This window comes from Mucilaginibacter ginsenosidivorax (assembly GCF_007971525.1).
GTDB lineage: Bacteria > Bacteroidota > Bacteroidia > Sphingobacteriales > Sphingobacteriaceae > Mucilaginibacter > Mucilaginibacter ginsenosidivorax.
Genome location: NZ_CP042437.1, coordinates 4,614,236 through 4,638,395, shown reverse-complemented (window position 1 = coordinate 4,638,395; position 24,160 = coordinate 4,614,236). Strand labels below are relative to the sequence as shown.

Sequence of the window (24,160 nt, the reverse complement as noted above, 5' to 3'; positions counted from 1 at the left end):
GTTATTATTTTGATTTGTTACTATTTGAAGATTTATCATCTGCCGGGGGCAACTCTTTAGTTTCTGGCGCCGGATCAATTTGCGACGGGCCCGAAGATTTGCCTTTAACCACATTTTTAATAAAATCTTCTGCTTTCTTAACCGCAGCCTTACCCTTTTCGGTAATATTCCTGGTTTGGGCACCCAAGGCCTTGTCAAAATTTTCAATAGTTTCTTCTATCACGTTGTGCTTTTCTACTGCGACAGCGGCTTCCTGCGGAGCCAGTTCTTTTACCTCACCTGCACTAAGGTTATTTTCCAGGTTGGTTGCTTCCGGTTTTACCTCTTCGGTTGCAGGGGCCGCTGCAGCCTCCTCTGGCGCTGCAAATGGTGCCGGTGCCGGTGGTGGCGTTGGCGATTGTTCGGCTGGGGCTTCAACAACAGAAGTTGGAAAGTGAATTGGCAGCGGGACCACCTTTTGCAGCTTTTCGCAAACGGTTAATTCTTTCGGATCTTCATAAAGCAGGATGATATGTTTTGGAGCAGATACCAGCAGCGACCTCTGGGTTGACGGCTCGGCAATTACATCGCCGATAAAATAACCCTGGTTTTTCAAAAATGCTTCAATATCATTGCAACCCGATACCTGGTTTAAGGCAGTCACAAAGTTTTCTGCGGTAACAGTGGTTGTATCTGGCGTGTCGGGTACGCAGCATTCGTCGCGGCAAACACCCATTAAAAAGTCGGTGATAAAATCAACGTAACTGCGTTGCTGTATAAAGTTGATTATAGACGATGCATATATTTTTTTTCCAAAATCAGCCTCAATTTCGGCATTAAATGCCCAGGGGGTAAGGTATTGAACAATTTCCTCGTTCAGTTTTTGCAAATGGTAACCCTTGTCTATCCCACTTAAAAATTTCACCCTGAAAAACACAATCACCTGCTCATAAACCGGATTTTTGGCATGCACTGTTACAAAAGGCGAAGTTAAGGGGGTTAAATAGTTTACTATCTCAATTAAGGTTAACCTGCTTGTTTTAGGCTGCAGCGGATTTTCGGCGTTATTGTTCTTAAGATTGGGAACAGGCACAATTAAAACATTGCCAGATGATTTAACCGGTCCGCAGCATTTCGGTTTTGTCAGCAGGCCGGCATCCCGCGCTTCCAATAAAGATGGAGGATCAGGGCACAGGCATTCTGGGTCGACGTTGGTGATGCATTTTACTTTAAACACTTCGGGAAACTGTTCCAACACCAGGCGTTCATAATCCCATGGGGTAACTGCACGCCTTTTGTGCCTTAGCCTTTCGCTTACGCGGGTATAATATTCCTTTCCTTCTTCTTTGTGTTTACCATCAAACGAGGCGTAAGGTTGTGTTACACCCTTTACCTGCGAAACGGCGACTGATAATTTACTGATACTACCGGCGGGCAGCGCATTATCATAATGCGAAGGACTGTTACCCTGGTCATAAAAAACAACTTCGGCGGCCTGTGCAATAATATCTATCAGTTCGGGGATACGCTCTGATTTGTTGGTTACACTTGCACAAAACCAGTACAAGCCATTGGTAATTATAGTATGGCTGTCGTTGGCATCAGCCGGAACGCTCAACTTGACAATGCCTGTGGTTTGGAAACGATATGTGCTGTCCGAAATAATATTTTCGGCATTTAATGGCCTCCATTCGTTGTAGATTAGGTATGACCAGTTTATTTTTATTTCATCCAGATCACCGTCTTCGTCAATCGCACTGCCCGGTGCAAATTCAAAAAGCAGGGAGAGCGTTTGAAGCGGCTGTAACTTTTCTACACCGATAAACAGCAGCCCTTCTTCCTGTACGGTATCGGAGTATTGGTTATTGCCCCCTCTAATTATTCTGTTTAAACCGCTGGCGTCATATATTAGCTTATCGAGAACCTCGTCGCCTGAATATTGGGCCGATTTAATAAACAGTTCGGTACGTATCTTTGAACCCTTGCCCGACACCACATCTTTGTAAACCTCGGTTGGATTTAAAAAGGTAAACTGCGGCAAAAGGATGTTTTTTGCATCAAGCATTAATGGTTTTTGCTGCAATATCAATTGCTTGTTTACGGTTTCGGTACCCGGTGTGGTAATGTAAGTTTCGACAGTGCCAAAAGGATAAATATGGAAAAACTGATCGATTTTAGGGTCAAGCACGGTTAATACCGATTGGTAGCTCAGCGATAGCCCCTGTATCTGGAATTTAGGCGCATCCCGTATTAATGATTGGATATCATCATCAAAATTGGCCTGGTTATCAATCCTGATAAAATTTTTATAGGCACCTATATCATAACCCGTATAATACTCAATTGGCGAACGGTCAAGGCTTATCGGAAAATGATCGGGGGTGGTTGCCGCCTCGTCAATTACCTGGGTAAATTGCACGAATTGACCGGCATCTGATTTGTTAGCTACGTTTAATATATTAAACGTGAGGCTTTCCGTTGTGAATTGCTGACCGTAATGGTCAACCAGCCCTTTCCAGTTATTTCGGGCAAGTACACTAACTGCATATGGAAATGAGTAATTGGAATCGGGTTCTTCAGGAATGGACTTGGTTATATTTACCGCTAACTGCCCCATTGGCTTATTAAACACCTCATCGCTTTCGATATAAAACGACATGCCCTGGTAAGGAACTTTAGTAAACGGATCAAACGGTTTACCCGGTGTAACCAGGCCGCTATCGGTTTGAATGTTAACCTTCTTTAACCCATCGTTATTAATATCCTGGCCTTTGTTTTTTATGCCGTTAATGGATCCCACCTGCACAGCTATCGACAGGCTGTCAACCTTTAGACCGTGGAAAAAGCTTGCCGGGAAACCAAGGCCCGAGCCTATTAAAACCTGCATAACAGGATAGGCCGTTTGGTAGTTGCCTGTGTGCGTTTTGGCATTAAACGGTACAATACCTTGTTCAGATATCGGCATAAAAATGTATAATATGCCGGTTACCGGTTTACTGTTAGTATCCTCTTCCTGGGCAAAGAAAAAGCCGCTTTCTGAAAGGAAGCCGTTGGTTGGATCAGGAGCGGGAAATAAACCGTTGTCCATTACCTGTTTAATAGCTTCAGCCTCTTTTTTATCCATTAGCCGGCTGATGTTTAGCCAACTCTTTTCGCCGGTTAATACTACCTGCAAATTAAGAGTTTTCAACATGTTAACATTTACCGGGAATTTGGAAAAATCAAAAGGCATGCTGCATTTTATCAGCCGCGTGCCTCCCTGCAATACTAACTGGGGAGATGCAATAGCAAAACCTATTTGGGTATTATTTGGCGGCGTTAGCGCGGCTTGCTTTTGGCTGATATACTCGCAAATATTTTTTGGAGCAGTTTGTACAGCGCCTCCCGACCCAAAGGTTGGCCATTTTGAATTTGGAACGGTGAATTTTACACCCAGGCCATCCATTGAATTTGCTACCGGATTGGCATAAACTGCGGCCACTGTTTTCCCGGCTTCATCCGCGGTGACAGGCGTTTTTTGTATGAATATATTTTTAAGCTCCTTTACACTGGCCTGGTTAATAACAAAATCGGCTTCTGTGCGGTAAACCTGGTCCAGGCCTGCTGCGTCTTTTCCTGCAGACAATGATGTACCCTGTGGTAAATCATATTCGGCAACGTTTTGAGCCAATTGAAATATCACAAATACTTTATCGGGCACTGCTGATTTTGGGGCAAGACGCAACACATCGCGGTAATAAAAATCAAGCATGCGGCCGGTGAGTCCGTTCATCTGCTCCTGCGCAAGGGCAAATAATTGCAGGAATGCAATATACAGCGCCATATAAGGCTGGTGAGCAGGGTATTGCGTAATGGCAAAGCTAAGGTAGCCAGGCGCATCATCAACAATGTTATTAATAACACCAAAAAATGCCTGGAAAATATCATCAACATAAGGCACCGCATTTAATATCCGGGCTTCGGGAGTTGTGCCCAGGTAAATATCAAACTCGGGGTTAACAGCGGCATTTAAACCCCACTCATCTTTATTTTGCAGCTTCGAAAAATCAATATTCAAAACTGTTTTTGAATCAACTACGATGAAACCTTCCTCGTAAGCAATTAATTTTTTAAGCTGTGCGCTCAACGATGATTTAACTGCCAGGTCAATATCGGCGTGTAATGGATTTTGTGGAATGGCAGCTGAATACCATTGGTCAATTTGTGCGGCAATGGCTACTATCTGGTTAAGCAAATCGGCATATAACTCAGCCGAAGGGTCAAGCAATATCTGTTCGCTGATATTTTCGTAATCGTTCCTGATTTTATCGAGATTAACTGATGCAACCGATGCTGCAATTACGGCCATGTCTCTTTTAAAAAACTCAACCCAGCTAACTTTCGCCGGCGGCGTAGTATCATTTACCTCGTCGCCTGGCATGTCATAAAACCTGATCTGATTGGCATAAGCCGCGGCAAATGATAGTAAATCCTCGAAGCTCCTGCCATCAATCGACACATAGGATGGGTCGAGGGCTTCGAGATAACGCTCTAACTGACCCGAACCCTTCAGTATTATTTCGGTATGGCAATTACAGTTTTCCATTTTTAAAAGTATTTTGATGTCCTGGCTTTAAGGGCCACTGGTGTAAAAAATCTATTTTATTGGCAGATGGGGTGTTATGTAGCAATATTAGTGGCCTCGTTAATATAAAATGGATACACATAGTTATACCGCGTGTTGGTTGTAATGATGCTATACTGCACATTAATATTCAATACACCGTTTACCTCGTCGGGCGTTGCGATAACACTTTCCACAATGATCCTTGGCTCGTTATAAACCAATGCATCGTTTACTATTTTTTGTATCATGGCGATGGTGGGTACATTCATAACATCAAAAACGTGGGGTTGCAAATTGCAGCCAAAATTGGGCAACATCACCCGCTCGCCGTTTATAGTTGATATAATAATCTGGATGCTGCTTTGCACGTCAGCTTCGTTGGCCAGCATATCAACGGTTGCCGTTTCCCTGCGAAATGTTGGCGGAAAGCTCCACCCTGTTCCTAAAAAAGTTTGGTTTGTAATAGCCATTTTTCAATTTTTTTAAAAATTAACCCCCAATTAGCACGGTGGGGCAACCTAAAACTATGGTGCCGCCATGCGCGGTTGAATCGCCCAGTCGCGCGGCCGGCGAACCGCCTATTAACACCGTGGATGATCCCATTATTATGCTGTCGGGCGGCCCGGTACATGTGCACATGCTGCCAACTGTTGCTGCCGGCGTACCGCCAATTAATACGGTGGGCGCACCGGGCGGCAGTATTGGCCCGCCTACGTGGGGCACACCACCGGGATTTACCATAGGGCAAACATGATTGTCAGAAACGCGGGCAGCTGGTGGCATATTTGTATTGTTTTATTGTTAAACTTTAATTAATCATTACGGTAGTACCTTTGATGATGACGTTGCCAGTGCCTGCCTGTATGGTAATGCCGCTCGGATCCATTTTAATGCTGTTTTGATTTTCATCAGTCATTGCAAAAGCGCCCGAAGAATCATTAAGGATAATTGATTTTTGCCCTGTTGGCGTAGTTACGGAAAGCGTAAGCCGGCTATTGGTATCGTCGAAGATGAGTTTTATACCCTGCTTGCTTACAAAACCATATTGTTCGGCACCGCTATCGACCGGTAAGGGCGATTTTTTTGAACTACTGCTGTGCAGGTATCCCAGTATAACAGGCTCGCGCGGATCATCGTTTAAAAAGCCCAGTATCACCTCGTCGGTAGCCTGCGGACGAAAATAAGTTCCGCGATTGGCCCCTGCATCAAGCGTTGCCACCCTGGCCCAAATGCCGTCGCTGCCCGAAGTAATGGTTGGCACCTGCACCTTTACACGGTATTGGCTTTGGTCGGCGTCGTTAACATCCAGCACGGTGCCGATAAGCAAGCCATTAACACCAGGTAGTAGTCCCGAGGTAGGCTTGTTCATCACATCTTCTTTTTTATAAAACCAGTCTTCGCTCCAACCAAACTGAACGTCGGTTGACCAAAAGCCATCAAAAATGTGCATGATGCCGCTTACAAACACGTTGCCGTTAAAACGGTCGCCAACGCCGGCAAGGGTTATCATTGTACCTGGTTTTACTTTGGCATTCCCCTGGATACGCACACGGCCAACATTTTTAGAAAGATGGTTCCGCAGTTCGTACGAATCGGACCAGTTTTGCAGCTGTTGTTGGGTTAAATGTCCCGGGTGGTTCAGTTGTACCTGCGCGTTCAACACCGTGGCAATGTCAGAAACCTGGATATTGCCATTGTCGATGAATGATGTGCTGCCGGGGCCCGATTTTTCGAGCTGTTGCTGTGTATAGTCCCAGGAGATACTCGAAACTGAAGAAAACTGGCGACGAGCGTCCATTTCGGCTTCAAACTCAAAAATACTTTGCCCGTAAGTTGCGGTTAATACCGGCGAACCGCTGGTGGTTGGTTTTTTAACAACCAGCTTGCCATCGTCGGCAAGTACCAGCATCCCATTGGCTTCGGCCCGGGTTAGTATAAAGTCCCAGTTGGTGGCGTCAAACTGTACCAGTTGGGGCTGGGTTACACCGGTGTCGTCAATATCGGTATCCAGGCTGCCGGCCAGCGTTGTTATTACATTGCTGTCCTTTTGGTTAATGTAGTACGCGCTGTTTCGGTTCGCTGTTAATGTTATTGCCCTATCCTTTGCTTCGATGGTAAGCAACGAGGCGCCGTTTTGCTTTGCCTTAATAGCATGTTTTACAATAATCCCCTTAAATACAGTATCGGTTTGCCCGTGGTAGCCTAATTGAATTTCTACCGTATTGCCGGGCTTGTAGGTGTCATCATCGCTAAGCGGGAAGTCGGCATCAGAGGCCGACCCATCCAGAAACACAATTTTAGCGTATGAAACTTTATTAAAAGTTTTATTTACCAAAATCCGCGAAAGCAAAACACTGGTGCTCAATGCAGTCCCGTTAATAAGAACCTTTTGGGTAACCAAATCTGTTGCCTGTGCAGCACCTGGTGGTAAACTATCTAACATAACTTAGCTGATTAAATTGGGAATTTTTACTTGTTTGAAATCGGCGGAAAAATGAGCGAACTGCCTGCCGTGAGTTTCCTGAAATTTTTAAGCTTATTAACCTTTGCCACCTGCAAATAATAGTTTTGATCTTTATATATCCGGTAGGTTAACAAAGGCAGCAGATCCCACTGCTTTATCGGTACGGTATGTGTAAGATCGGGCGAGGACAGCATACTTAATATGCCGCCCAATGCCTGGGGCGTCCGTTCGGTAAACGTGGCGCTTATTTTGGCCCGTATTGGCAAGCCGAACATATCAAACATGGTGTAAGTAACCGTTGACGATTTTAAACAACAATTACAGATAAACAAACCATACTGTATCAGTAAATAATTGGGTTTGTGAAGCGTGCCATTGATGCTGGTTGTAGCCGCCCGGAAGAGAAGCACCTGCGCTGTAACCGGGATTTTTACACCGTTGGTATTTACCCCGGTTCCATCAAGCGTCAGCTCAATAGTAAAAGTGCGCGGCTGTATACCAACAAAAGTAGGGTCGGTGCCTGCCTGCCCTACAGGCTTCTTTTCATTCCAGCTAACGGTTTCGTTAATGGCTATGTTTTCGGGATTAAACATGGCCAAAAAAGGCACGCCTAAGCTGGGTATACCGTTTTCATCGGTCGATATTATTTTAAGGTTAAAGGGCAACATTGCCGCGCTTTGCGTATCCATCAGCGTTCGTTTTTTTCTTTAATTATTTCAAGTACCTTTTCAATTGCTTCGTATTCCGAGCTATTGTTATTTGCTGCCGGCTCCGGCTGGGTTTCCTGGCTTACCGGAGCCGTGTCAACTATCGTCCGGATGATTACTTCGTTTATTTGTACAGGCATAGCTTTTTACATTTTTCGTTCAAAATATTGATAAGCAAGCTCTATGGTTTCCACAACAACCGAGTTATCTGTGGCTTTAAAATCGGAAGTAGACCACTTTAGCGGATACGCCTGCACTACGTTCCAGACGGCATAGGGCTGGCCTGCTTCGTCCATCAGTGTTATCAGCATATCAGCCGGTTTAAAGTCATAAACAACTACTGTGAAGTAGGTATTCATGGCAGAGTGAAACCAATCAAGCAATTTGGTGCCTTTTAACAATCCCCTTTTTAAAACCAGGTTTGGATACTTGGCCCGTTTTGGGAATTTGTAAACAAACCTGTTCTCGCCTCCTTCGCGCAACTCCTCCACTTCAACTTCGACCGTTAGGCCGCTAACTTCCTGGAAACGTTGTTCGGTATCGCTATCGGCACCGCTTACCCCAACAAATTCCACTTTAAAGTAAAAGCCGCCCGGTGGATAATAGGTTGCCATTTTAAGCCGCTGTTACTACTATCCCCTCGTGCACCAATTCGATAGATTCAATTGCTATCTCGTTACCGGTAGCTTTTAAACCCGGGCCTTCAATTTTTACCGGCCATGCCTGTGTTACGCTCCAGACAAAAACAGGGTTGTTTTCGTCATTCAACAGCGTAATTGTCAGGTCGCGGCGGTCAACGCCAGGGTTACCACTGTTGTTGAGCCAGTTGTAAAAATTATTGTCTTTTTCAATATATCCCTTTTTCAAAGTGATATTGCTTGCTTTTTTTAAGCCTGGCCTTTTAAGCGGTAAGGTAGTGTATGACATTAAGCCATCACGATAATCTATCGCCTGTACCTCTTGGGTAAGTCCGCTTACTTCTGAAAAACCTATAGGTGCTCCGCCCCCCAATGAAACACTGAAATGGAAGACTGGAATTGGGTAATTTGCCATTTTATATTGTTGTTGATGTTTTTATAATACAGTTAAATACTTGTTTTTTGCGATTAGTGCTAAGTCAAGAGTACTAAGTCGTAAGTCTAAAGTTGATTTTTTTCTTTTCGGGCTTAGAACTTAAGGCTTTGGACTAAAGACTATCCGTCAATTTATCGTTGACACGACATTAGGAAGTTTGCAGCATTTGTTCGAAGCGAAGCACTACAAACTCGGCAGGCCGCGCTACAGCCATTCCAATTTCAATGATCATTCGTCCTTCAAGAATATCAAGCGAGGTCATGGTGCTGCCCAAACCTACGTTTACAAAATAGGCCTGGTCGGATTTTGCTCCGGCAAGTGCGCCATCGCGCCATTTTAAAAACAGGTAATTTGATATCATTGCCTGTACCTTAACCCAGGTTGCCGAAGTATTAGGTTCAAATACAAATGATGCAGTGGAGTTTTTAATAGACTGCTCAACAGTTATAAAAAAGCGGCGAACGTTAACATATTTCCATTCATTATCGTTTCCGTCCAGGGTACGGGCCCCCATAACCAGCGTGCCAAAATTTGGCGAGTTCAAAATAGCGTTTACCGATTTTCCGCTTTGATCGTTTATATTCAGCAAGTCCTGTTCGCCGCGTGTTACCGATACCACAGCCTTGTTTACAGCGTTTAACGAAACATTTGCAGGTGCTTTCCAAACACCCCTGGTTGCATCTACATTACAATAAACACCTGCTATGGCTGCCGAAGGTGGCAGTGTGATAAAATAACCCTGGTATTGTGCAAGAATAGCGTTGTATAATAACGAAACAGTAGTTTTAAGTGAGCCAAGTGCTACACCAGCGTTGGGGCTTGCCGGGCTTGGCACTGCCCCATTAACGGTGTAAGTGGTTATGGTAAGGGCATCAAAATTAAAATTATGATTATACGATGTTTGCAGGAATGGATAATACACTGCTCCGTATGAACTTTCGGGTTGCCCGGCTGGTAAAGGAGTAATAGTGGCGCTGGTATCTGCGGCTACCGAGCTTGTACTTTTAGGTACTGTTGTTGTCGCCGTATCAATAATGGCAAACCTATCGCCCAGGGTTGCTGCCTGCAAAAGCATAGCCTGGTTAAAGGTATTGGGCGTGTTAGATGATATAGCCTCTGGGCACAATAAAATGGTAGGGCCTTCTGTTGTGCCCAAAGTTGTAAGACCTGCTTCCAAATCGGTCTCTGAAACGTTTCCGCTGTATTTCCCAACCGAAACGATGTAGCAGCGTGTACCTCCGTTTGCGAAATAAAGTTTTACCGCATGGTACAAAATATGCTTGCTCATGCCAGAGTTAGCAAACGTCAGCTTAGCGGTATAACCAGTTGTTTTTCCTCCTGATTGCTGCTCGTCAACCGCTATTGTCAGGTTTGCTGCGCTTTCAACATCCGGCCCCCCAAAATACTGAATATAATCGGCCATGCTGTTGATGGGCGTGGGCACCCCGGCCAGATCGTCGGTTGCCAGGTTAGTAGCTATCTGTGTATAGCCTATAAAAGCGGGTACAGCAGATTCTACTTCTGCAATTGAAGGTGGTAAGGTGGATATTTCTTCTACATATACACCTGGAGATCTGTAATTTGCCATTTTTTATTGTTTTTTAAAGTGTTTTTAAAGTGATATAAATATGTCTGAGTAAATAGCTGGAGGATTGCTTGCATTGATGATACCTGTCGACGGGTATGCCAGGTTTGATTTCACCTCGGTTTTATTGGTTGTAATGTGTTTGTATAGGGTAAAAACGAGCGGGGCACCAGTGGCGCTTGACGACAAGACGTACTTTTCCTGTAGTGGAATGCCGGCCAGCGATACAAACACAAAACTTAGATCGGTATTTGAAGCCAGCTTAAATTTGATACTTGCATCGTTACAGGTAATACTGAGCTGGTTGATATAATCTGTTTTTTGCGCGGGCGTTAACTTGGCCATCTCCAGGTAAATAGGACTGGTAGTTTGCAGCTGTATATTGTAGCGCCAAAAAGTTGGCCGGTTTTTAAACAAAACAGTATAGTTGGGCCGTGTAGGCAGTAAGGATTGATCAGTTTCAATTATCCTGTAATTAGCAGGTAATGTGGCGGCAAGGTTAAGTTCGATAACGCCGAACACGGGCTGACTTGCCATAGTACCCAAAAAATAAAATGTATCAATAAGCACATTGCTGATCAGTAACTGGCAGCGACCTGATGGTAAAGCTGAAAGATTAAAAGTTAGTATAGAGTTTGTGCCTTGCACAATAACAGACGCGGCGTTTACAGTTAGCCCAGTTAAAAGATGTTTAACTACCGCCTGGGCGGTTGTTACAACACCGGCAAAGCTGTACTTGTAATTAACATCCGTTTTTTTTACCTGATCGTTGTTTCCATCTACGCCAAGTTTGTTTTTTGATAAATGCAAATTGGTGCGCAAGGCTGCATTGTCAACCACCTGGTTGCTGAAATAATAAATATTGCCGGCGGCCAATTGCGTTGGCAACAAATCAAAATTTACTGCGTTAGGGTTATTCAGCAGCATAAAAAAGGTAAGTTTATCGGTATTGGTTATCCTGCTTTTTAAAAGAGGATTTCCTGAAAGATTGGTACCCAGGGTACGTGCCATGATGGTAAATCCGCCTGTAGTATCTGTACTTTTAAATACCATATTTTTTGCTTTCAAAAAAGCAAGGCATTCATCAGTTGGTAATATGGTGAAATCCAATTTGGGGGCAGTGGTATACGCCGCGCAAATGCCATTTCTATAAAACTGTTGCATTACCGACAAGGTGAGCAGCTGCGAATATTTTACTGTTAGCGTTGCCATATTTCAATTAGTTTTCAACAAAATCAAGTTCACTAACCGAAGTAACCACATCATTGCCCTTGGTTTCAAACGCGGTAAGGAGCTTAACCCGGTAAACCGCGCTTGGCATATATTTTGAGCTTAACATACCCCACAGGTTATTTTGCTGCTCAAAAGTCAGGCTAACCAGTTTGAAACTCAGCCTGTCTATCAGCTGCCAGGGCTTATTAACCGCATCGGTTACCGAGGCGTTGAGCGAAGGGTAACCCTGGCTGTCAAACACAGCGTGCGATTGAAAGAACCCGATAACATCCGATAGATCGCGCAACGCGGTTGGATAGTCGGAATTATTTGCAACAAACAGCAGGAACAAATCAATCTCAACAGGAGGATTAAGCCTTAAATACTTTTTATCGGGTGTTGGTAAATAGTAGGCTTGCTTTCCTTCCCTGCGTTCCTCCTCAATATTCACCAGCATAATAGTAACATGCGTCGAATCCGTAATATTGATGTTGCCATTAGGTAAAACAATCGGCTTTAAATCAACAACGTTGCCTGTTTTATAGCTGCCGGGATCATTCTCCCGGCTAACCATATAGGCTTCAAGTTCGCTTTGTATAAATTGAAGTGCTGTGCGGATCATATAATAGGCAGATAAAGGTTTTTATTGGTTCAGGTAATTTTTTAATATTCGCATAATAATATTTATACTTATAGCAATAAGTATTCAATATTTATTAGTTAACAAATGTCTAATCTTTAGAATAATTGGGGCGAGATATTCGGAAAACACGAATTAGGGTCGTGTTATTTTTCCGAATAACTATGAGGGTAAAATTATCTGCTAACACACTGTATAACAATAGGGTTTGTACGTGTTTACGAGCGTATTTTTACGCAAGCAATACGGCGGAAAACCGAAGCAAATAAAAAACAAAATTAGAAATAGCGCTTGTTTTTAATTAGAAGGAAATAACAATCCCACATCATTAAATAATTATATTTATTAGATAATAAATATTCCGGGCTGCGTTTCGGAAAAAATCATCGCCGGCGAATTATTTTGACTTTCATGAAAGATTCAGTATTTCAAGCCTCTGGTTAAAATTTAATTTAAGAGGAACGTCAAAAAACATGACAAAAATTATTTTATCTTGCTTGCTCATTATGAGACCTTATCTATTCGGGGAAACAGTCAGCATCAAAAAAGTGCTGCTATACCATCTGTACATTCTGATAATAGCTTTATCCCCGATATTGATATCAATGTTGGCCGGTTTCATAGGCTATTGTATGGGTTGTCAAATTAACGAAGCAGGAACCGACGATTGCGTCAGGGCAGGAATTGCCTTCGGAAAGATATTTAATCCTTTGGGGTCGCTTTTCTGGCTCTCTATAATTACTATACCATTAGGGGTAATAGCAACGATAGTGTTAATTATAGTTGCTGTCCATGACACTATATATCATAATAAAAGATAATCCAGGAAATAAAAGCCCCTTCTTTTATTGTGCTTCTTCTTGCCCCAATTGCTAAAAGCATCGAGGGTTTCATAATTCATCTATTCACTTTCATCCAAACATATTATGAGCCAAGTTTTCAGACCGATGCAGTAAAAATGCATTTGAGATTTCTCCGCGAAAAACCTATTATAATTAGGTAACACACTTTAGTCGTGGTGCAGAGGTTGATTATAACTCATAATTTCTTTACTTTGAAGAAATTGGCGAATTTAGATTAAATTGAAAATGACTCATTCGTCTCCAAAAGCCGCAGCTTGTGGAGGATTGTATTGACCATTGCCGGGTCTCAGTGTGTGATGTAATTAAAAATGATATTTTTACTGCATGTCAGAAAACCAAACAGAGATAGCATTATTACGAACGATTTTAGGATCTGCCGGGATGAAACCAGAAGCGTTTGACTTATCATTACCCTACTGGAAATTAAAACAATACAAAAAAGGCGAGTTTTATAACGAATATAAAAATGTTTGTAAACATCTCGGGTTCGTTATCAGTGGCGTGTTTAGAATATACCGGGTTAATAACATTACAGGTGAAGAAAAGAATATGCTGTTTTTTACCGATAATCAATTTGTAGCATCTTATAAAAGCTTTTTAGCACAGACGGCCTGTGATTATTATACCGAAGCGATGGTTGATTCGCTTATATTATACATACATATCGATCACCTAAATGAACTTTACGGACAATCGCACCAATGGGAACGGTTTGGAAGGATTGTTGCCGAAACCGCTTTTCATGAAGTTATGGTTAATACGGAAGGATTTTTGTTTAAAACGCCGGAAGACCGTTATCGGGAAATGATGGAAAAACACCCGAATATTTTTAACGCGGTGCCCCTTTATCATATCGCATCTTACCTGGGTATCCAGGGGCCTTCGCTGAGCCGGATCCGTAAAAGAATGGTTGGAAAGTAAAAATGCATTAACTTTTTATAAGATTCTGAATTGCAAAAATCCTCTATAAAAAAAATTCACAGAGGATTTCGATTTTAACCTGGGTTAAACTTATTGCTGCGCCATAGCCCGATGTTTGTGATGTCCTAAACAATTAGGCATTTAAAAACATGAAAACAACAATAATAATGATGGCAATGAGTGTATTAGGTTTTACTGCTCAAGCCCAAAAAACAACCAACAAAAACGCTAAAACTATTGTACTTGTTCACGGAGCCTGGTCTGATGCATCTTCGTGGGATGCCGTGATACCATTGTTAAAAGCCCAGGGCGAAGAGGTGATCAATGTTAACCTTGCAGGTCATGGAAAAGATACCACCTCATTTGCCGGCATCACCTTTCAAACTTATGTCGACCAGGTAAAAGCAGCTATTGGCACCCGCACTAATATTGTTTTGGTTGGGCATAGTTTTGGCGGACTGGTGATTAGCCAGGTTGCCGAAGAAATTCCTGCACAGGTTAAAGAACTGATTTTCCTTGCCGCTGCGCTGCCGCATGATGGCGACAGCCTTTTAGCACTCGCAAAACAAGACCCTGCATCGCACATCGGTAAATCTCTTACCATCGACCAGGAGCACGGCGCGGCTATCATCGCAAAAGATGCCGTAGCCGACATTTTTGCCGCTGATGCATCGCAACAAGTTCAGGAATATATAGCCGCTAACATTAAACCCGAACCTCTGGCACCACTGGCTAAACCGGTACACCTGACTGAAAAGAATTTTGGCAGCATTAAAAAAGTATACATCCATACGGTTAATGACCATGCAATCAGCTACCCAGCACAACAATATATGGTTAAAGCAAGCAAAGTAGCTAAAGTGTATACCCTGCAAAGCAGCCACACGCCATTTATTTCAATGCCGGATAAACTGGCTGCAATACTGCTTGCCGAAAGCAAGTAATAATCGAGGAATCCAATAATAAATTTTGCACCCACCTTGCCGGTGTCATCGGCAAATCAATTAAAAAACAAAAGCCTCTCAGATTTCTCTAAGAGGCTTTTGTTTTTTGTGGTATCAGCTGGGATCGAACCAGCGACACAAGGATTTTCAGTCCTTTGCTCTACCGACTGAGCTATGATACCTCCTTTTGGGGAGTGCAAATGTAGCTTTTTTTTTGTGTTTGGAAATTATTTTTTAAAAATAGTTTACAAAAGCCACCCAACACGCTGTAATAAAGGCCATTATTTTTACCGCAATCCTTTTAAACAACCCGTTGAAACAGGCGACTTTTCTATTTATCCTTTATTTGGCTATACAAAATTTATTACACAAATGCACATCTCCTGGCACGCATGATATAGGTTTTGTATATTTAGGCGCTATATACATTTATAACCCTGGCAACCAATTATTTAAAACCAATGTTATGACAACAGCCAAACCAACCTCCATCGACGAATACATTGCCGGCTTTCCTGATGATATTCAACAAATTTTACAACAGGTACGTGCCACCATCAGGCAGGCAGCACCGGAGGCCGAAGAAAAAATAAGCTATGCTATGCCTGCCTTTACTTTGCATGGCAACCTTATTTACTTTGCAGGTTATAAAAGCCATATCGGGCTTTATCCAACACCTGCCGGCATAGATGAATTTAAAGACGACCTTGCCAAATACAAAGGAGCAAAAGGTTCTGTTCAGTTTCCCATTGATCAACCGATGCCATTGGACCTGATAGCCAGGATCACCAAGTTCCTGGTAAAGCGAAATTTAGAGAAAGCCAAAAAGTAAGCCTGCGTTAACCTACACCGGCTAACTATTTGGTGACTGATTTATTGAACTTAAACTGAAGCGTAAGCATGAAGTATCTTTTGATTATCTGTGACTGAACATCAGTTATCGAATTTTCATTAACCGACCTGGTAGTACTAATATTTTGGTTGAAAATATCGTAGCAGGATAACTTTATCTCGCCCCTATCTTTTTTCAAAAAGCCACGTGCCAGGCTCAGGCTAAGCAGGTGACTGTTTTTTTGAAAACCCGCAGGCACTAATGGGTTATATAAATAGGTATAACTTCCCTCAAGGTTCATTCGTTTTGGCCAGTAAACATTAAAATGCGCATTGGCGTTGTGCATAATATAATTTTGATTATTGAAGTTTACCCCGCTGTAAACTGTGTGAACATTACTTACCGTATATTCAGGGTTTATCTCTATAATGTCTTTCCAATTAACAGAGAAACGTTCTGTTATATTAATACTATAACTGTCCTGGTAACCATCCTGGTGGTTCAGCACATAAAAATCGTGGTTTTTGCTTATAGTTAAATTGCTCGTGGCATTAAACTGCAAATCCTTTCTTTTTGCAAATCGCTTGCTAAACCTACCGCTAAAACCATAGTTGTACCTGCCATTCCTGTTAATGGGCGTACTTGTTTCAACCAGTTGGGCATCAAGCGTACGTTCCCTGAAAATGCTGTTTTTTTCAAAGGAGGCACTTGCAGAAATGTAAAAAATAATGCCGTTTTGGAAATTATATTTATTAAAGTTGATATTGAAATTATCGCGGGTTGTGGGCTTTAGATCCGGATTACCGGTTACCGAAAATAATGGACTAAACACTACGGTATAGGGTATCATATCGCCAATATTGGGCAACTGAACACTCTGGCTGTACCCTGCAGAAAAATTATCGACGCTCAATTCGGCACTGGGCAGTAAATTGGTTATGTGCTGATTAATATCAGGCGAATTTCTGTTAAAAACGTTATTTACTTCCTGCAACATAGCCGATAAATGAGCAGTAATGGTAATGTTCTTCGGAAAGTGATAGCTAATACCCGGCGTTAAATTTTGCACCCATTTGTTTCGGGTTAAATCGCTGCTTTGCACCAGTAAAAGGCTATCATACCTGCCTGTCGCGGGGTTATAATTATAGGTTGATACCTTGTTTAACTGGTTACTGTAATCTAAACCCGCGCTTACATCAATAACTAATTTCTGATTTATGGGGTAACGGTACGATGCCTTGATACGGGCATCATTATCCCTGTTATTGTTTATATCCTGCCGCATAAACGTGTACGACGGAAATGAAGTGATGTACGAGGTTAGCTGCTGGTTATCAAAGCCATTGCCCCGGCTTGGATTGAATTGCAGATTCTGTTCTATATTAACAGATGCCCCCTGCTTTTTCAATTGCCGGTTATAACTCAATGCATGCTCAAATCTAAAGTTGTTTCCTGACGAGTTATTGCTATTAACAGCCTTGTTAATTGGATTAATAAAATTACTAAAACTGTTGCTGCTATAACCGGTAGTGCTATTGTTTTGCGCAATGTTGATAACGGGATCGTATTTAACCTCGGTGGCTTGGTCGGGCTTCCATCGTACTGATGCACTTAAAGAATGCTTGCCAGTGGTATTGAGATTGTCGCTTGCCGACCGGGTTGTGGCAATAGTATCAGCTAAAAACTGCTGCCTGTTGGTAACCGTATTAAATGCGGTACTATTATGGTTGTACAGGTATGATAAGTTAACTTTAAGTTTTTTTCCGTAATCGGTATTGATATTTACCCCTCCCGATGTGGTTGTTTGCCTGCCTGCAGGTACCCTGCCAAAACCAAAGCCTCCCTGCGAAAACGCTACGCCGCCCCTGTTTACGCCGCCCATGGTATACAGGTCATTAAAATCAAACCCGGTGCTGTTAAGGTTGTTACTTACGCCTAACAGGCTCACTTGCAAAGTATCCCTGAACAGGTTTATAAGACCTCCGGCCTGGTAATGATCTTGCGTGCCTGCACCGCCGTAAACTTTACCAAAAAGGCTTTTTTTCAATATCTTTTTAAATTTAAGGTTTATTATTTTATTAAGCTGCGCCGCGGGCACCACATGATCCGGATCGTTTTCGCGATCATCATAAACCTGCACTTTGGCTATCATATCAGCATCAAGATTTTTAGATGCTATCCTTGGATCGTTAACAAAAAATTCGCGGCCGTCAACCAATATCTTTGTTACATTTTTGCCCATAACGGTTATAGTACCATCGCTGGCAACCTCCAGGCCGGGCAGCTTCTTCAGCAGGTCTTCCACCACGGCGTTGGGGCGGGTTTTAAAAGCCTCAGCATCAAATTCAATGGTATCCTTGCGTATTACAATGGGCATACGTTCGCCTTTAATCACCACCTCTTTTAGTTGCCTGGGGCGCATACTAATAGCACCCAGGTTAAGCACCTCTCCTTTAGAAAGTGTAAAAAGTTTGCGATAAGGCTGATAGGCAACAAATGTGATAAGTACCTTAAGCGGAACCCCTGCCGGCATATTGTGTAAAGAAAAAGAGCCTTCCTTATCACTTAAAGTGTAGGCCACCAAAGTTGATGTAGTATCGCGGGTATCTAAAACGGCTATAGTAGCAAATTCAACTGTTTTTTTATCCAGCGAATCAATGAGCTTTCCTTTAATGGTCCCTTTATTTTGCGCACGGGATAATACCCCGGCGAACAATAACAACACAGTTAGTGGAAGTATTTTATACATCTATGTAATAAGTTTAAGTATTACTAAAGATGCACAGTTTTTATAACTATATCGAAAATATTAACATAAGTAAAGAAATTTTAACAATACTTAACATTTAGTCAGCCTAATACATAAACTATATTGCCTGTCAACAACAAAGCTCATATCAATCTCATTTCTTAAGTGTAATGATCCTGGCATACCAGCCTTCGGGAGTTAGGCCACCTGCGCTTAAAATAGCGGTATGGCTATCTGGACGGGCAACATCATAAATTGTTTCGGAACCGCGAATAGTAGCATCCCCGGCATGCACAACAGAATAATCAATCACCACTTTACCGTCGCCACGGAAAGTATATGTAGCAGAATCGGTTAGGCTTTTTACGTGGGCAACCAGCTTGCCGTTTGCTGTAAATTCATAGGTATCTGCAGCTACGCCAATGTATTTACTACCACCGCCTTTAAAGGGGCCTCCACCTGCTAATGAAGATGAATCGCTCTGCAACTGCCATTTGCCGGTAACACCAACATTTTGATTGTCGTTTTTGCCGCAGGCTGATAAGCCAACAACTATTATAGCTAAAAGACTGATAGGGTAAAGGAATTTTATCATGGCTTAGTATTATTGGATAATATGACTTTACGTAATGGTTAACGTAAATGCTACATCGTTCCATATTTTTATAGCCTATATATTTATTTGACAATAAGTTAATACACTGCTCCCGAAAAAGCGATTAACGGATTTCCATACCGAACACAAGCGTATTGCCGTCCTCATCGTCAACGGCAAAATCGCGGAGGCCGTATAACCTGTCGGCTATAGGGACCGATATTATGGCACCTTTTTGCGATATCAATTCATAGTAGTCATTAATATCATCACTATAAATAAAAAAATGGGCATTGCCAGGAAGCTTTTTAACGCCCTGGTGCGATGGCCCACACAGATGGATTCCCACATCGCCATAAGTTAGCCCTACATAATCACCATATTCAAAATCGGGACTAAAGCCTAAAATGGTGGTGTAATAAGATACAGCGCTGCTTAAATCCGAAACATGGATTACAATGGTTGTATGTGATGCTTTCATTAGCGACTTATTATTAGGTCAACGTAAATTTATTCATTTCTTCCTACTAATAAGGAACTCATTGGTAAACACTTATCGCCCAGAAACGTACTTATTCAATAATTGCAGATTACTTAGGGCGTCGCCCATGGTGTTATTAAAATAAGCGTAAATTGTTTTACCTTCTGCCTTCCATTCTTTTATGTATTGGGCATACTCATATAAAAAGTCATCTGCGTAGCTGCCACGGTATCCGCCATCAGGGCCATGGAACCGCAGGTAAACTACATGATCGTTAACCGCAATTAACGGGCTGGCCGATGCAGGCATATCATGTAATACCATGCCCATATTATATTGCCCCAGTAGCTCATAAATATCCTCATGGTACCAGCCCCGGTGTCTGAATTCAACTGCCACTGCCCATTCGCTACCAGGGTCATTCAGGCGAATAATGCTAATCAGTTGCTCAAACCCATGTAAATTGCTCACCTGTATACTGGCCGGGAACTGCACCAGCAGGCAGCCTTTTTTATTGCCTACGCTGTTAATAGCCTGCATAAATCGTTCTACATCGTCGGGTTTAAAAGCCAGGTTTTTGTTGTGTGTTATCTCCCGCCATAATTTATAAGTAAACCTGAAATTATCGGGCACCTCGGCAGCCCATTTAGCAACGGTTTTGGCTATGGGCAATTTATAAAACGAACTATTGATCTCGATAGAATTAAACAACGTTGCGTAAAAACCTAACCGGCTTAAATGTTGAAATTCTGCCGAAAAATCGCGCTTGGGTATAGGAACCTGTAAACCACTTGTACCGGAGTAAAATAAATTATCGTTGTGCACCCAAGTATAATAAAACAACAGGCCTGATTGTTTTATATTGAAACAATCGTTCCGATATAAAACCAAGCTCCCTTTTGAATTTTGAATTAGCCCAACTGCTGCAGTTGCCTGATATCTTCGGGGGTTGTTTTACAACAGCCGCCAATAATTTTGGCGCCTGCCAAATACCAGCTTTTTGCACCATTATAAAAATGGGTATCACCGGTGCTGGCCGGTAGCCAGCATTTATTTGCCGCGTCCCAAACCTCGCCTTTGTTAGGATAAACCAGGATGTGCTTACCCGTATTTTCGGCAGCTATTTTTACAAGGGCTTCAATATACTGTGGGGCGGTACAGTTAACCCCAACCGCCACAACCTGTGTCGATTGATTTAATAGTTTTAGGGCTTCGGCAAAATCTTCGCCGCTGCTCAGACGAACTGCATCTTTACAACTAAAACTTATCCAGGCCTGCACTCCCGGAAACTCTGTCAGTAATTCCAGCAATGCCACAGCCTCATCTATACACGGAATAGTTTCGCAGGCCAGTACATCCGCATTGGTTTCAATTAACACCTGCATCCGGCGGCGGTGGAATGTTTTTAAATCCTGGATACTGACTCCATAATTGCCCCTGTACTCAGATCCATCGGCCAATGAAGCCCCATAAGGACCAACAGAGGCCGCTACAATGGGTTTTTCGCGGTGGGGAAACTCTTTCATAAACTCATCACGCGCCTCAAAAGCCAGCTGTACGCTCAGTTGCATTAGGGCAATAGCTTCATCGTGTGTGTATCCGTGTTTTGCAAAACCTTCAAAGCTGGCCTGGTAACTGGCTGTTGTTATTACATCGGCGCCTGCAACTAAATAATCGTAATGCACCTGCTTAATCAGCTCTGGGTCCTCGTTCAGCAATTTTGCCGACCATAAGCTATGATTAAGATTAGCTCCTCTTGCCTCCAGCTCGGTTGCCATTGCCCCATCAAGAACAACGAAACCCCTGCTTTGAATAAAATTATCGAAGATGTTTTTCATGCGTAAAATTCCTGCCCGCAAGGTAGCAATTGTATAATTTACGGGTTATAATTTCGAATTTAAATTTTCAAAGATGCGCCTGTCAAGACCAGCAACAAATGCACCTGCAAGACCATGCAAGTGCATTTGCCAAACTTAATTGAGCATGTCGGGCTGTTTTTCTTCACCTACACCAATACCGTGCCCCCGTCAATTACCAGGCTCCGGCCGGTTCCGTATTGTTGTTTCATCAGGTATATAAAGCCCAAAGCTACATCCTCTGTCTCCCCTACTCTTTTCAGCAGCAGATTATTTTCCAGGTATTGATACATGCCACCGCGTTGCTCGTCGGTCATGGAATCCCAAAGGTTGGTTTTAATAACACCCGGCACCACGCAATTTACACGAATAGGCGCCAGCTCCACAGCCATGGCCCTTACAAAACCCTCCATGGCACCACAAATAGCCGATGCAACCGACCAGCCCGCGCCAGGCCTTTGGCTGGCTGTGCCGCTGGTAAGTGATATGGAGCCCCCTTTGTTGATGTAAGGCGCGCCATATTTCACAGCGGCAAAGGCGCTCCAGAAACGGAGGTTAAAAAAACCTATGGCTTCATTAATAACAGTATGGTTGATGCTGTTGAGGTTAAGGTTTTCGCCGGCGGTGTATACCAGGTGATCAAACCGGCCCACTTTTTCAAAAAAGGCTTTAATGTTTTCTTCTATACTTAAATCTACGGCATAACCTTCGCTGCCCGGAGGAAGTTGCTCCAATGCTTTATTAACGCGTTGCCGGTTGCCGGATACGATAACCACTTTAGCACCCCCGGATGCCGCCGCTATTGCTGTAGCAAGGCCCAGGCCGCTGCTGGCCCCCAATAATATTACTCTTTTATTTACTAATGATTGATTGTCCATCGTTTTTAAATTTTGATGGTACAAAATTCGGCACGGTGGCGGCCGATCCACTTAACAAATGGTAAAAAGCATTATCTTGTGACCATAACTAACGGGTTTGACAAACGCCCGTTCATTTTACAAATATTAGCATGAAGTACCTAAGCCGCGACAAATACGCATTTACTACAGGTAAAGACGCCGCAACAATTAAAAACATTTTACTGTTAAATACTTCAATAAACCCCAAACTGGTTATGATAAATACCAATAAACGATTTATCGGACAGGTAAGCAACAATAGTTTCCAGGTCATTGGCTCAGGAAAAAAGAGCGTTTTGTGTGTTATAGAAGGCAAGTTTGAACCTTCTGAAGACGAAAAAACTGCAATCAGCGTCGAGACAAGACTTCACAAAGCATTTTTGATATTATTTATTATCTGGGCCATTTTGATGCTCGCCATATTGATGGTATCTCCTTTTTTATCTGAGCCGAAAGAGCCATTTTCGCTATTGATCTTATTTCCTTTTTTTATCGCAGTTTGCTTTTTCAGACTTTTGCTGCATGGCGGATATGTTCTTTCGCGCAACGCTGGTGTCAAAGCTATAAACAGGTTGCTTGAATAAAATACATACCTAGCTCACCCGCTCCCTCGCCTCAAATTGCTTAATAATGCCGCGCCTTTCTACCGGGTTTTGTTTTGGCAGTTCTGCCATCCGTACGCGGTATACCATATGCGGAAATTGCCTGCCCCCCATAGTAGTCCACAGGTTGCTGGTTTCTTCAAAGCTGGGCGAGTAATTCTCTACAGTGAGCCTAAACCCGCCAGTAACGGTTTCCGTGCCGGGCTTAACAGGCCAGGTAAAGGTGCCGTTGTTATCAAAAAAGTTTATGATGTGAGAAAGATTTAATAAGGACTGATCATAGGAATGGTAAACGCATGACGATATCAGCACGTAAAGGCTCAAATACCGTGATGCCCCGCGGCCAATATTGCGTGTGTTATCAGGAAAGTGCTTTACAGGAATATCTTCAGAGGCAATTACCAGCGTGATAAGTACATTATTTAACCGGCTAATCTCGTCGGCTGTTAAATGGGCAACATTGCGCAGCTGAACAAAATCATCGGGGATGCTGTCATCGCCGGCTTCTATTTTCAGGTTATTGTTTAGTTGCTGGGCCAAAAGTTTTACTGCCTGGTAAATCATAGCTTTAATTTTAATGCTTTGCTGCAGTAAAATTGGCTATAAACAACTTTTTTACTATGAGTGCCCCTACTAATATTGGCGCGTATAATTACGCGATTCTGTTACGTATACCTACTGTAGCAGGCGATAATTTTTAGCCTGCCAAATTATTTTACCACCTTAATTTTAGTAACTATGATATAATTGTATGTAGCAAAAATGCCGGTATCCTTTTTGTAATTTAAATTAACATTTATCGGGAACCGGGTATTTTCATTAATTCCCAATTGCGCCAGCGAGGAGTTGATATGATAATAGGGAGGTGTGTTTTTTGCGGTATCGTTTTTAATGGTGATCAGTAAGCCACCACATAAAGGCGAAGGGCACATACGAAGGTCGTAACCTGTTAAAACCCCATTGCTCTGATACGGGGTTTCGTTATTTTTTTTACAGGATGCAAATAGCAACCCTAAACAAAAGATGATAGCAAGCAATTTCATGATTAGTTTTATTGTTAATACGGCTGCAATATCCGCAGCGATACAGATTATTAAAATTAATTCAAAATCAGCATGTTACCTGCAATTAAATGCAAATACCAATGAAAT

At 42.6% G+C, this 24,160-nt stretch carries 23 protein-coding genes and 1 tRNA gene; 4 read left to right on the top strand and 20 right to left on the bottom strand.

Annotated features, from left to right (window positions below; all coding sequences use genetic code 11):
- Positions 1-4 precede the first annotated feature (4 nt).
- The 11 genes from FSB76_RS19405 to FSB76_RS19360 all read right to left on the bottom strand — a co-directional run bounded on the left by FSB76_RS19405 (position 5) and on the right by FSB76_RS19360 (position 12,249).
- Positions 5-4,564 carry a hypothetical protein gene (locus FSB76_RS19405; RefSeq protein WP_147056206.1) on the bottom strand — a complete coding sequence of 1,520 codons (4,560 nt, stop codon included), beginning with the start codon at positions 4,562-4,564 and terminating at the stop codon, positions 5-7.
- 74 nt (positions 4,565-4,638) lie between these two features.
- Positions 4,639-5,055: a GPW/gp25 family protein gene (locus tag FSB76_RS19400; RefSeq protein WP_147056204.1), complete on the bottom strand. Its 417-nt coding sequence runs from the start codon at positions 5,053-5,055 to the stop codon at positions 4,639-4,641.
- A gap of 19 nt (positions 5,056-5,074) precedes the next feature.
- Positions 5,075-5,326: a PAAR domain-containing protein gene (locus FSB76_RS19395; protein ID WP_225976545.1), complete on the bottom strand. Its 252-nt coding sequence runs from the start codon at positions 5,324-5,326 to the stop codon at positions 5,075-5,077.
- A gap of 67 nt (positions 5,327-5,393) precedes the next feature.
- The gene (vgrG, locus tag FSB76_RS19390) at positions 5,394-7,028 is read right to left on the bottom strand and encodes a type VI secretion system tip protein VgrG (RefSeq protein WP_147056200.1); all 1,635 of its coding nucleotides are present in this window, start codon (positions 7,026-7,028) and stop codon (positions 5,394-5,396) included.
- Positions 7,029-7,054: 26 nt separating this feature from the next.
- Complete coding sequence (locus FSB76_RS19385) at positions 7,055-7,738, bottom strand: CIS tube protein (protein WP_147056198.1); 684 nt, start codon at positions 7,736-7,738, stop codon at positions 7,055-7,057.
- Positions 7,738-7,896, bottom strand: a complete 159-nt coding sequence (locus tag FSB76_RS32205; RefSeq protein ID WP_158642937.1) for a DUF5908 family protein — start codon at positions 7,894-7,896, stop codon at positions 7,738-7,740. Before FSB76_RS32205 ends, FSB76_RS19385 begins: the two co-directional genes overlap by 1 nt.
- A 6-nt stretch (positions 7,897-7,902) precedes the next feature.
- A complete protein-coding gene (locus FSB76_RS19380) occupies positions 7,903-8,370 on the bottom strand; it encodes a phage tail protein (RefSeq protein ID WP_147056196.1) in 468 nt (155 codons plus the stop codon).
- A gap of 1 nt (position 8,371) precedes the next feature.
- Complete coding sequence (locus tag FSB76_RS19375) at positions 8,372-8,809, bottom strand: phage tail protein (protein WP_147056194.1); 438 nt, start codon at positions 8,807-8,809, stop codon at positions 8,372-8,374.
- Positions 8,810-8,978: 169 nt separating this feature from the next.
- Complete coding sequence (locus tag FSB76_RS19370; RefSeq protein WP_147056192.1) at positions 8,979-10,418, bottom strand: phage tail sheath family protein; 1,440 nt, start codon at positions 10,416-10,418, stop codon at positions 8,979-8,981.
- Positions 10,419-10,442: 24 nt separating this feature from the next.
- Positions 10,443-11,627: a hypothetical protein gene (locus FSB76_RS19365; RefSeq protein ID WP_147056191.1), complete on the bottom strand. Its 1,185-nt coding sequence runs from the start codon at positions 11,625-11,627 to the stop codon at positions 10,443-10,445.
- A gap of 7 nt (positions 11,628-11,634) precedes the next feature.
- Positions 11,635-12,249, bottom strand: a complete 615-nt coding sequence (locus FSB76_RS19360) for a DUF4255 domain-containing protein (RefSeq protein ID WP_147056189.1) — start codon at positions 12,247-12,249, stop codon at positions 11,635-11,637.
- A 1,205-nt stretch (positions 12,250-13,454) separates the two neighbouring features.
- On the opposite strand from FSB76_RS19360, the gene FSB76_RS19355 reads away from it, so the two are divergent.
- Positions 13,455-14,051, top strand: coding sequence for a Crp/Fnr family transcriptional regulator (locus FSB76_RS19355; RefSeq protein WP_147056187.1), 597 nt, complete (start codon positions 13,455-13,457; stop codon positions 14,049-14,051).
- A 149-nt stretch (positions 14,052-14,200) separates the two neighbouring features.
- Positions 14,201-14,995, top strand: coding sequence for an alpha/beta fold hydrolase (locus tag FSB76_RS19350; RefSeq protein WP_147056185.1), 795 nt, complete (start codon positions 14,201-14,203; stop codon positions 14,993-14,995).
- A gap of 109 nt (positions 14,996-15,104) precedes the next feature.
- On the opposite strand, the gene FSB76_RS19345 is transcribed toward FSB76_RS19350, so the two are convergent.
- A tRNA-Phe gene (locus FSB76_RS19345) sits at positions 15,105-15,177 on the bottom strand.
- A gap of 284 nt (positions 15,178-15,461) precedes the next feature.
- Here FSB76_RS19345 and FSB76_RS19340 point away from each other — a divergent pair.
- Entirely contained in the window at positions 15,462-15,827 is a 366-nt protein-coding gene (locus FSB76_RS19340) for an iron chaperone (RefSeq protein ID WP_147056183.1), read from the top strand.
- Between the two features lie 25 nt (positions 15,828-15,852).
- Here FSB76_RS19340 and FSB76_RS19335 read toward each other — a convergent pair whose 3' ends face one another.
- The 6 genes from FSB76_RS19335 to FSB76_RS19310 form a co-directional block, all read right to left on the bottom strand.
- On the bottom strand, positions 15,853-18,576 hold the full coding sequence (locus FSB76_RS19335; protein WP_147056181.1) for an outer membrane beta-barrel protein: 2,724 nt from the start codon (positions 18,574-18,576) through the stop codon (positions 15,853-15,855).
- A gap of 154 nt (positions 18,577-18,730) precedes the next feature.
- A complete protein-coding gene (locus tag FSB76_RS19330) occupies positions 18,731-19,171 on the bottom strand; it encodes a hypothetical protein (RefSeq protein WP_147056179.1) in 441 nt (146 codons plus the stop codon).
- Between the two features lie 124 nt (positions 19,172-19,295).
- Positions 19,296-19,652 carry a VOC family protein gene (locus FSB76_RS19325; RefSeq protein ID WP_147056177.1) on the bottom strand — a complete coding sequence of 119 codons (357 nt, stop codon included), beginning with the start codon at positions 19,650-19,652 and terminating at the stop codon, positions 19,296-19,298.
- A 72-nt stretch (positions 19,653-19,724) separates the two neighbouring features.
- The gene (locus FSB76_RS19320) at positions 19,725-20,495 is read right to left on the bottom strand and encodes a DUF72 domain-containing protein (RefSeq protein ID WP_225976251.1); all 771 of its coding nucleotides are present in this window, start codon (positions 20,493-20,495) and stop codon (positions 19,725-19,727) included.
- Positions 20,496-20,563: 68 nt separating this feature from the next.
- Positions 20,564-21,490, bottom strand: a complete 927-nt coding sequence (gene mmuM / locus FSB76_RS19315; protein WP_147056175.1) for a homocysteine S-methyltransferase — start codon at positions 21,488-21,490, stop codon at positions 20,564-20,566.
- 167 nt (positions 21,491-21,657) lie between these two features.
- Positions 21,658-22,437 carry an SDR family oxidoreductase gene (locus FSB76_RS19310; protein ID WP_394349417.1) on the bottom strand — a complete coding sequence of 260 codons (780 nt, stop codon included), beginning with the start codon at positions 22,435-22,437 and terminating at the stop codon, positions 21,658-21,660.
- 80 nt (positions 22,438-22,517) lie between these two features.
- On the opposite strand from FSB76_RS19310, the gene FSB76_RS19305 reads away from it, so the two are divergent.
- Positions 22,518-22,991, top strand: a complete 474-nt coding sequence (locus FSB76_RS19305; protein WP_147056171.1) for a hypothetical protein — start codon at positions 22,518-22,520, stop codon at positions 22,989-22,991.
- A 9-nt stretch (positions 22,992-23,000) separates the two neighbouring features.
- Here the strand turns inward: FSB76_RS19305 and FSB76_RS19300 are convergent, their stop codons facing one another.
- Positions 23,001-23,573 carry a Pvc16 family protein gene (locus FSB76_RS19300; RefSeq protein WP_147056169.1) on the bottom strand — a complete coding sequence of 191 codons (573 nt, stop codon included), beginning with the start codon at positions 23,571-23,573 and terminating at the stop codon, positions 23,001-23,003.
- Positions 23,574-23,719: 146 nt separating this feature from the next.
- A complete protein-coding gene (locus FSB76_RS19295; protein ID WP_147056167.1) occupies positions 23,720-24,052 on the bottom strand; it encodes a hypothetical protein in 333 nt (110 codons plus the stop codon).
- Between the last annotated feature and the right edge of the window lie 108 nt (positions 24,053-24,160).

What these genes read in the sequence shown, in the direction of transcription:
- FSB76_RS19365 (WP_147056191.1), bottom strand. Translation starts at nt 11,627, where the DNA reads ATGGCAACGCTAACAGTAAAATATTCGCAGCTGCTCACCTTGTCGGTA.
- FSB76_RS19300 (WP_147056169.1), bottom strand. Translation starts at nt 23,573, where the DNA reads ATGATTTACCAGGCAGTAAAACTTTTGGCCCAGCAACTAAACAATAAC.
- vgrG (WP_147056200.1), bottom strand. Translation starts at nt 7,028, where the DNA reads ATGTTAGATAGTTTACCACCAGGTGCTGCACAGGCAACAGATTTGGTT.
- FSB76_RS19340 (WP_147056183.1), top strand. Translation starts at nt 15,462, where the DNA reads ATGACAACAGCCAAACCAACCTCCATCGACGAATACATTGCCGGCTTT.
- FSB76_RS19330 (WP_147056179.1), bottom strand. Translation starts at nt 19,171, where the DNA reads ATGATAAAATTCCTTTACCCTATCAGTCTTTTAGCTATAATAGTTGTT.
- mmuM (WP_147056175.1), bottom strand. Translation starts at nt 21,490, where the DNA reads ATGAAAAACATCTTCGATAATTTTATTCAAAGCAGGGGTTTCGTTGTT.
- FSB76_RS19360 (WP_147056189.1), bottom strand. Translation starts at nt 12,249, where the DNA reads ATGATCCGCACAGCACTTCAATTTATACAAAGCGAACTTGAAGCCTAT.
- FSB76_RS19405 (WP_147056206.1), bottom strand. Translation starts at nt 4,564, where the DNA reads ATGGAAAACTGTAATTGCCATACCGAAATAATACTGAAGGGTTCGGGT.
- FSB76_RS19295 (WP_147056167.1), bottom strand. Translation starts at nt 24,052, where the DNA reads ATGAAATTGCTTGCTATCATCTTTTGTTTAGGGTTGCTATTTGCATCC.
- FSB76_RS19350 (WP_147056185.1), top strand. Translation starts at nt 14,201, where the DNA reads ATGAAAACAACAATAATAATGATGGCAATGAGTGTATTAGGTTTTACT.
- FSB76_RS19325 (WP_147056177.1), bottom strand. Translation starts at nt 19,652, where the DNA reads ATGAAAGCATCACATACAACCATTGTAATCCATGTTTCGGATTTAAGC.
- FSB76_RS19305 (WP_147056171.1), top strand. Translation starts at nt 22,518, where the DNA reads ATGAAGTACCTAAGCCGCGACAAATACGCATTTACTACAGGTAAAGAC.
- FSB76_RS32205 (WP_158642937.1), bottom strand. Translation starts at nt 7,896, where the DNA reads ATGCCTGTACAAATAAACGAAGTAATCATCCGGACGATAGTTGACACG.
- FSB76_RS19355 (WP_147056187.1), top strand. Translation starts at nt 13,455, where the DNA reads ATGTCAGAAAACCAAACAGAGATAGCATTATTACGAACGATTTTAGGA.
- FSB76_RS19400 (WP_147056204.1), bottom strand. Translation starts at nt 5,055, where the DNA reads ATGGCTATTACAAACCAAACTTTTTTAGGAACAGGGTGGAGCTTTCCG.
- FSB76_RS19335 (WP_147056181.1), bottom strand. Translation starts at nt 18,576, where the DNA reads ATGTATAAAATACTTCCACTAACTGTGTTGTTATTGTTCGCCGGGGTA.
- FSB76_RS19375 (WP_147056194.1), bottom strand. Translation starts at nt 8,809, where the DNA reads ATGGCAAATTACCCAATTCCAGTCTTCCATTTCAGTGTTTCATTGGGG.
- FSB76_RS19380 (WP_147056196.1), bottom strand. Translation starts at nt 8,370, where the DNA reads ATGGCAACCTATTATCCACCGGGCGGCTTTTACTTTAAAGTGGAATTT.
- FSB76_RS19370 (WP_147056192.1), bottom strand. Translation starts at nt 10,418, where the DNA reads ATGGCAAATTACAGATCTCCAGGTGTATATGTAGAAGAAATATCCACC.
- FSB76_RS19395 (WP_225976545.1), bottom strand. Translation starts at nt 5,326, where the DNA reads ATGGTAAATCCCGGTGGTGTGCCCCACGTAGGCGGGCCAATACTGCCG.
- FSB76_RS19385 (WP_147056198.1), bottom strand. Translation starts at nt 7,738, where the DNA reads ATGGATACGCAAAGCGCGGCAATGTTGCCCTTTAACCTTAAAATAATA.